The sequence below is a fragment of the Actinophytocola sp. genome (assembly GCF_036378875.1).
GTDB lineage: Bacteria > Actinomycetota > Actinomycetes > Mycobacteriales > Pseudonocardiaceae > Actinophytocola.
The window spans coordinates 1-7463 of sequence record NZ_DASUVO010000122.1 but is presented as its reverse complement, the minus strand read 5'-3'; the positions used below and the strand labels follow the sequence as shown (position 1 = coordinate 7463).

Below are 7463 nucleotides of genomic sequence, written 5' to 3'. Positions count from 1 at the left end.
TGCCCGTCAGGATTGGGACGCGGTGAAGCGGGACATCAAACCCATCTACACCGCACCCAATCCCGACGCCGCCCTCATCGCACTTGACGAACTCGAGGAGAAGTGGAGCAAGAAATACGGAGCGATGATCCGACTCTGGCGCAATGCCTGGGAAGAGTTCATACCGTTCCTCGGCTATGACCTCGAGATCCGGCGAATGATCTGTTCCACTAACGCGATCGAATCACTGAACGCCCGTTATCGGCGGGCGATCCGCGCTCGCGGGCACTTCCCGACCGAACAGGCCGGGCGGATTCAACTGGTCGGCGCAACACCTGTTCGTGAGGTGAGGCGTGATGAGGGGTCGTCCTGGGTTGCCGGTCGAGGTCCGGCGACGGTTCTGGTCTGGGATCCGCGGTGGTGAGGTGCTCGAGGACGCCGCGCGTGTGGCGGGTGTGTCGAAGACGGTGGCGTGGCGGTGGTTCCGCGAGGCTGGCGGTGTGATGCCTGACGTTGTGCCCGTCGCTGTGTCCGTTGCCGGGGAATTGACTTCACGTTTGTCCTTTGCGGAGCGAGAGGAGATCAGTTGTCGCCGGGCCGCTAACGAGGGCGTCCGCGAGATCGCTCGTGCGCTGGGTCGCGCGCCGTCCACGATCAGCCGCGAGTTGTCCCGCGGCACCGTTCGTGTCAAGACCGGGTACCGGGCCTCGGTCGCTCAGGCCGGAGCCGAGGCGCGTGCTCGGCGTCCGAAGATCTCGTTGCTGGCGCGACATGACCGGTTGCGTGAGCATGTTCAGCAGCAGTTGCAAGCCAAGGACAGCCCGGAGCAGATCAGCCGACGCCTGGTGATCGATTTCCCTGATGATGTGGAGATGCGGGTGTCCCACGAAGCGATCTATCGGGCACTGTATGTGCAAGGCCGCGGCGCGTTGAAGCGGGAGTTGACGGCCTGTTTACGCACCGGTCGAGCGCTGCGTAAACCCCGTCGTAAGGCAGCGGAGCGTCGCGGCCGGATCGCCGGCATGGTCAGCATCAGCCAGCGTCCTGCCGAGGTCGAGGACCGGGCTGTCCCGGGCCACTGGGAGGGTGACCTCATCACCGGCACGGAGAACAAGTCGGCGATCGGCACGCTGGTCGAGCGGGCCACGGGATACGTGCTGCTGCTGCACCTGCCCCACGCTCACGGGGCGTTAGAGGTCCAGGACTCAATGGTCGAGGCCATGAGCTCGCTGCCCGCCACGCTGCGACGAACCCTGACCTGGGACCAGGGGCGAGAAATGTCCAACCACGCACACATCGCCGCGGCAACCGAGCTGGACATCTACTTCTGCGACCCCCACTCACCATGGCAGCGTGGCAGCAACGAGAACACCAATGGCCTGTTACGTCAGTACTTCCCCAAGGGAACTGACCTCTCCGGGTATCACCGCGACTACCTCGACTTCGTCGCCAGCGAACTCAACCGACGACCACGCAAACGACACGCCTGGCGCACCCCGGCAGAAGCCCTCGACCAACTACTATCCAACCCACAACCACCGACTGTTGCGTTCACCAGTTGAATCCGCCCCGCGATGAAGTGTCTGTATCTTGTGACCCGCAGCCTGGACCCAACCGGCACAGGCCGCACCCGATGGACGATGCGATGGAAGCCCGTACTGAACGCGTTCGCCATCACGTTCGGTGACCGCTGGCCGGGAGCCGAAACCTACTGATCAACAACGCCGGACACACCGATCATGAGACAGGCCCGGCTATGGTTCGAGGGTCACGTCCGTGCTGTCGGCGTCGTGTTTACCGTCTCAGTCGGCCCAGAGGTCGCCAGCGGCGATACCGATGCGGCCCCGGAGGGTAATAGTCCACGCGCCCGACCATCGTCCTTGGCGCTACCGCCGCCCCTGTTCGTTCTCGGCTCACCGTAGTTGCGAAGCATTGTCAAGTCCGCGAACGTATCCCCGGTGAAATCGCCGGTCAAATCCTGCTTCCGCAGGAGGTAACGCGGGCCCGATGTGTCGACGGCACTCATTCGGGGCGAAGATGTTCCCACAGTCGCCGAGCCTCCTCGACAATTATCTCTGGAGTGAACTCATTTTCCGACGCTATCCACCACCATACGCTGAGCGTTCTCGTGAATCACACGTCGGAGCAATGCTGTCCTTATATGCCGTGACGCGGGCGGGCAAGCGCCACCGATCGGACAGTGGCCGCATCAAACTTGCTTGACCACCCAGGCAAAATGGACGAGTTAACCACTCGTCGCCTCCGGAGGCCAACGTGCCCCTCGACCTCAGCGCCATCGATCCCAACGCCGGCAAGACCCTCATCGAGCCGCGCGACATCTTCGCCAGCCTCGGGAGGCGGCCCTGGCCGCGGCTGCGGGTCGAGCAGGACCAAGTCCTCAAGACCTGGTTCGGCCGCCGAACTATTGGCAACCACCGGAATCACAACCGGCCGAATGTCCTCTGCCAGCCAACGAGGCAAGCCTGTATGCGGCGGGCAGCGCGAGTGGCGCAGTCATGAGCTGCGGGCGCGGGCTCGACCATCGGCTAGCGAAGACAGTCGGCTACGTCGCCGCGTTGCCAAGCACTGCGATCGCTGTTCCGCGTGCTTGAGACCGGCCGGATGGTCTTCACCAACCCGCCCAACCACATCCACACCGCCCAACCCAAGCCCAATGCCACGTAGCGTAAGTTGATCATGCTGCTCGCGAGGTGATGGCGTGGATCCTGACAGTGGCCGGCCCGCCATGGCGGATGCTGCCCGGTTCACCGGGTTTCTTGACGCGATAGCTGTTGTGGCGGGCGCGTTTGCGCGCGCGTGGGCAGGTCCGGTCACGACGCTCCGGGTTGAGCAAGGCGACCACACCCGCCAGCAAGCCGGGAAGCGCCTCACCCCAGTCCCGAGGGGGGAATGTCCGCCGTACCGGTGGCGGTACGACGGACCAGACGCAGAGTCTTGGTGAAGGAAATCCGATCAGGATCCAGATCAGCGGCCTCCGCCGCCTTGGCGATCACGGCACTGATCGCGTGATGCACGATCAACCAGGCCCAGATCTCCTGGTGAACCAGATCCGGCAACCGCGACCGCAACACCCTCCCAGGACCACGCAAATGGGTCTTGAGCTGGTCGTTCGCGGTTTCCTCCTCCCACCGCTCATGGTAAGCCGCGGCCAACTCGTCGGCGTGGGCGTCGACCGGATCGGTGATCGTGGACAACAACACGATCAACTCGCCAGTACCGTTGCCCACCCGGTCGGGCACGTCGTACTCGATCACCCTGACCACATGGGTCCTCGACGGGGTCGAGAACCTCACCGGCACGCGCCGCCGCCAGGACCCGCTCCCGACCCACCCCACGCAGCGTCGGCTCGACCACCACCGACAGGAACGTCCCATCCGACAAGACCTCCACCACCGACAACCGCAACACTGCTGCCCACCTCGTGACGCGCGGCGGACTACCCGGAGGGCGACGCCGCCCCGCACGGGCGAGCAGCTCGCCCAGCGACGCACTCGCGGCGCGCAGCTCGTCGACCACAGCGGCCAACTGCGCCTTGGACAGGTGGTGGACCCGGCCGAACTCCTCCGCCCTCATCCCGTCGACTGGCTGCACGATCGATGCCCGGCCAGGCTCGGTCGAGGTGCTCGACGGGACGCTCTCAGCCCAACGCAGGCGGTTGCCACCACGAGCGTGATCGTTCTCGGCTTGCGGACGGTGCAGGGGTTGGGCCGGTGACCCCTACCGTGTCAAGAATCCCACCTGCCGCACATCACGCGCGCGTTCTGCCGAACGCGCCGGAAACGCGACGGAGCCAGGCCAGGTTGACCGCGAGATCGGTGCCACCCGCGCCCGTCGGGATGCCCGTCTTGTCCCCGCCGACGGGAACGTCCCGTCGCAAGGCCGACGCCAGCATCGCCGCTTCGGCGGCGGCAGCGGCCGCGTCACCGGTCAAGCCGTCCGCCCTGGCACGTCGGAGTTCCGCCTCGTAGTCGGCAGGGTCGCAGTAGTCCAGCAGCGCGCGGCGGGCGTCCCAGATCTGGATGACGCGCAGGTGCAGCCGGAGGTCCAGGTCACGCGGGTGCGGCGCCCACCTCTCGTCCCACGCTCCGCCCAGCCACGAGCGGCCGAGCGGCATCCGCACGTGGGGAAACCGCTCGGTCAGCGCGGACCACAATGGGTGCAGCCGGTGGTGGGCGCGATACCCGCGCGCCCACCGGGCCACCGCCGTCAGGCGGGGACCCCAGCCCGGGACCGTCAGCCCGATGAGCCCGAGGGGGACGCAGACCAGGATCAGCGGGCCCGTGAGCGTCATCTCGCCAACCCCTGGCGAGACGCCGACTCGCGCGAGGAGGACGTAGGTGATCTTGACCGCGCAGTACACGGCGCCGACCGAGTCCCCGGCCGCGCCGATGAGCATTCCGCGGCGGATCCACGGGTCGTCCGCCAGGCGCGACCACTTCCAGGACAGCGAGGCGGCGGCCGTGATCAGGACCATCGCGTAGCCGGAGAAGGCGATGAAGTAGAACGAGGAGAGCGGGGCGTCCACGTAACGGGCGACGAAGCCCGCCGAGTAGTCCGGCGGCGCGGCGAGCGCGGCGAACACGACGGCCGTGGCCGATGCCGCGACGAGCACCGCGCGGTGGCGTCGGACCACGGCCGTCGCCACCGGTTCCGGGTGCACCGAGTGGACGAAGAACACCGCCGCCAGGTGGAGAGCGGCCATGATCAGCAGGTGTTGGAGGACCGAAAGCCACCAGTCGAGCGCGGTGATCGGGTGGACCGCCTCGGCTCCCCCGGTGACCATGCCGACGCAGATGGCGAGCAGCAGGGCGACCATGGCGAGGCACGCGGCGCGCAGGGCCCGGTTGGCCGGCTGGAGGGCGAGCGACCGCGCCATGTAGGCCGCGCAGCCCGCGGTGCTCAGCGCGATGACCACCACGATGGGTGAGATCAGGTGACTCGCCCCCGCCGGGTCAGGGCGGCGGCGAAGCGCGCGTTGGCCTCCGCGACCTCGGCAGGCGCGGCGCGCGGCGGGATCATGCTGCGGGCCGCCCCGACCCGGAGCCACATCAGGGCGGCGGCGATCTCGGCCACGGTCTCGTCCGCGCTGGAGTACCCGTCCCGGTGGACGATCCGCTGGGCCTGGTCCACCAACTCCGGGTCCAGTTCGGACAAACCCTCCCCGGCGAGGTCGTCCAGAGCCGTCCCGCGGTGTCCGAAGAGGACGTGCGCGGCCTCGTGCATGATGACGTGCTCCTGTTGCAGCAGTGGCAGGGCGTCGTCGAACACGATCACCACGTCGTCGACCCGCTCGATGACCAGTCCACTCGGCCCGTCCGCGGGCAGTGCCGCGGGGAACAGCGACAGGGGTTTCCCGCGCCTTGCCCCGATCTGGCCGAGAAGCGCGTCGATGTCGAACGGCACGGGCCAGTCGAGCGTGTCCAGTTCCCGCTCGACCAGTCGGCGAAGAGCCGTCAGGTCAGTCCTTTCCGAACGGGGTGGATCGGCCATGCTGAGGTGGTTGCCCCCCTTCGGATTCCCCGAGTCGCTCGATCAGCCGGGCAACCGTGGCGAGGCTGTCCGCCGACAGGCTGCCGAGGCGGGCGTTGATGCCCTGGACCCCGTGCGTCTCCGCCACTTCCCGCAACCGCCGGGCCGCCGTGAGCGAGTCCAGTTGCTCGTCGGCGACGGCGGCGCTGTCCTCGTCCAGGAAGTAGCTCACCCGGACACCGAAGTAGCGGGCCAGCGCCTCCAGCGTCTCGATCTTCGGGTTGACCTCCTGGCCCGTCCGCAGCTTCCACACCGTCGTGCGCGACTTGCCGATGTGCTCGCCGATGACCTGGTCGGTGACCGTGCTCTCACCGTCGCGCTCGGCCTTCTTCTCGATCAACGTGGTCAGCGCCTGCGCCAGGGTCCGCCGGCTCTCCGAAGGCGACACGACCGCTCCTCACTGCCTCGGGCGATCGGGTGACCACGATCACACGTGTTCATTAAACTTTACTTGACAACCTGACCTGCCGGTTCACTAGATTGATCAGCGTAACCGAGCTGAGGGGGAGTCATGTCCAGCCGTTTCAGAAGTCTAGTCCTCGCCGTCTGCGGCATCGCCGCGCTGGTCGTCTCGACGCCCGCCGCCGTGGCCGCGCCCGTCCAACCGGCGGCCTCGCCGTCGTCGTCGGCCAAGGCCGCACCAGGCAAGTCGGTGGCCGTCCTGTACTTCGTCGAGAACGCCAACAGCTCCAAGTGCCTCCTGGTCCGCGGCAACGCGAACGGGGCGCCCGTCGTCCAGACCCAGTGCGCCTACTACCCCGACCAGTACTGGAGCCTGGTCGACAAGGGCGGCTCGCGCTACCAGCTCGTGAACTACAACAGCGGCAAGTGCCTCCTCGTCCAGGGCGGCGCGGACAACGCGCCGGCCGTCCAGTACACCTGCCTGGACTTCGTGGACCAGTACTGGCAGCGGATCGACAAGGGCGGCTCGCGGTACCAGCTGCGCAACGTCAACAGCGGCAAGTGCCTGCTGGTCCGGGGTGACGGCGAGGCCGCGCAGGTCGTCCAGTTCACCTGCCTGGACTTCCCGGACCAGTACTGGGGCTTCACCTGGTGATCCAAGCGGGGGCGCGGGACCAGAGGGGTGGTCCAGCGCCCCCGGCTCATCCGGTGGTCGAGCACGAGCAGCTCGACTTGGGTCCTGCGGTAGACCCAGTCGGCGTTTCCCGGGCAAACCACCGATCAACACCACGATGGCGTCCCGTAGCGTGCGATTCGTGGTGGGCAGCCCGTGGACGTGGAGCGTGGGCGTCGTCGTGATCGGCCCGCTCGTCCTGGCCTGCCGCTGCACGGCGCGGGTCACGCTGGTCTGGATGGCCGCCGTGCTCTTCGCAGGTGCGGGGATCGCTGTCGGGTCCGGCGCACCTCTGCGGTTCACGGCGGGTGGGTGCCTGGTCTCGGCCGGGGTGGTGACCACGATCTGGGCGTTGGGCCGGTGGTGCAGGCGGTGGTGGGCCGTTCGGTCCGCGACTGCGGCGCACCGCGCTGCCGCGGCGGCGGTACCCGAGGTCGCGGCGGCGGAACGGGAGCGGCTGACGTCCGTGCTGCACGACGTGGCCGCGCACCGGTTGACGTCGATCGTGGTGTCGGCGGGCGCGGCGGCCCGGTTGTCCGACCCAGACCTGGCAGCCCAGGCGGTTCGGCACGCCGCCGTCGAGGGTCGACGGGTCCTCGCCGAGTTGGACCGGCTCGCCGAGGCGGACCGGTCGCCGCTCGCTCTGGCCGAGGTCGACGAGATCGCTGCGGGCTTCGCGGGTGTCGACTTCCGCCGGACGATGGGCCTGTCTCATGATCGGCTCTGTCGCACTTTCGGTGGTGGTGTTATCCGAGGAGGATGCGGTGGCGCAGGAGAGCAAGGCTGGCTCTGCCGTACATCTGTCGTTTGAGCAGCTTGGTCTTGGTGTTCACGCCCTCGGTGCGTCCATTGTGGTGCG

7 protein-coding genes and 3 pseudogenes are annotated in these 7463 nt (G+C 67.7%); 5 read left to right on the top strand and 5 right to left on the bottom strand.

What is annotated here, in order from left to right:
- From VF106_RS35345 to VF106_RS35335, 3 genes and pseudogenes are all read left to right on the top strand, one after another.
- Window positions 1–286, top strand: a pseudogene (locus VF106_RS35345) (transposase); the annotation flags it as partial.
- A gap of 49 nt (window positions 287–335) precedes the next feature.
- A complete protein-coding gene (locus tag VF106_RS35340) occupies window positions 336–1541 on the top strand; it encodes an IS30 family transposase (protein ID WP_330844289.1) in 1206 nt (401 codons plus the stop codon).
- A gap of 9 nt (window positions 1542–1550) precedes the next feature.
- Window positions 1551–1694: pseudogene (locus tag VF106_RS35335) on the top strand (IS256 family transposase); the annotation flags it as partial.
- 1173 nt (window positions 1695–2867) lie between these two features.
- On the opposite strand, the gene VF106_RS35330 reads toward VF106_RS35335, so the two are convergent.
- The 4 genes from VF106_RS35330 to VF106_RS35315 all read right to left on the bottom strand — a co-directional run bounded on the left by VF106_RS35330 (window position 2868) and on the right by VF106_RS35315 (window position 5917).
- Window positions 2868–3254 (bottom strand): hypothetical protein, encoded by a 387-nt coding sequence (locus VF106_RS35330; protein ID WP_330844288.1) that lies wholly within the window; start codon window positions 3252–3254, stop codon window positions 2868–2870.
- A 494-nt stretch (window positions 3255–3748) separates the two neighbouring features.
- The gene (locus tag VF106_RS35325; protein ID WP_330844287.1) at window positions 3749–4918 is read right to left on the bottom strand and encodes an MAB_1171c family putative transporter; all 1170 of its coding nucleotides are present in this window, start codon (window positions 4916–4918) and stop codon (window positions 3749–3751) included.
- A gap of 11 nt (window positions 4919–4929) precedes the next feature.
- Complete coding sequence (locus VF106_RS35320; protein WP_330844286.1) at window positions 4930–5490, bottom strand: hypothetical protein; 561 nt, start codon at window positions 5488–5490, stop codon at window positions 4930–4932.
- Window positions 5459–5917, bottom strand: coding sequence for a helix-turn-helix domain-containing protein (locus VF106_RS35315; RefSeq protein ID WP_330844285.1), 459 nt, complete (start codon window positions 5915–5917; stop codon window positions 5459–5461). The genes VF106_RS35320 and VF106_RS35315 overlap by 32 nt, the downstream gene beginning before the upstream one ends.
- Before the next feature lie 123 nt (window positions 5918–6040).
- Here VF106_RS35315 and VF106_RS35310 point away from each other — a divergent pair, with 123 nt between their 5' ends.
- Entirely contained in the window at window positions 6041–6586 is a 546-nt protein-coding gene (locus VF106_RS35310; protein ID WP_330844284.1) for an RICIN domain-containing protein, read from the top strand.
- Window positions 6587–6722: 136 nt separating this feature from the next.
- Window positions 6723–7223 (top strand): annotated as a pseudogene (locus VF106_RS35305) (histidine kinase); the annotation flags it as partial.
- 127 nt (window positions 7224–7350) lie between these two features.
- On the opposite strand, the gene VF106_RS35300 reads toward VF106_RS35305, so the two are convergent.
- Window positions 7351–7463: transposase (locus VF106_RS35300; protein ID WP_330844290.1), on the bottom strand; the 113-nt coding region annotated here is incomplete at its 5' end.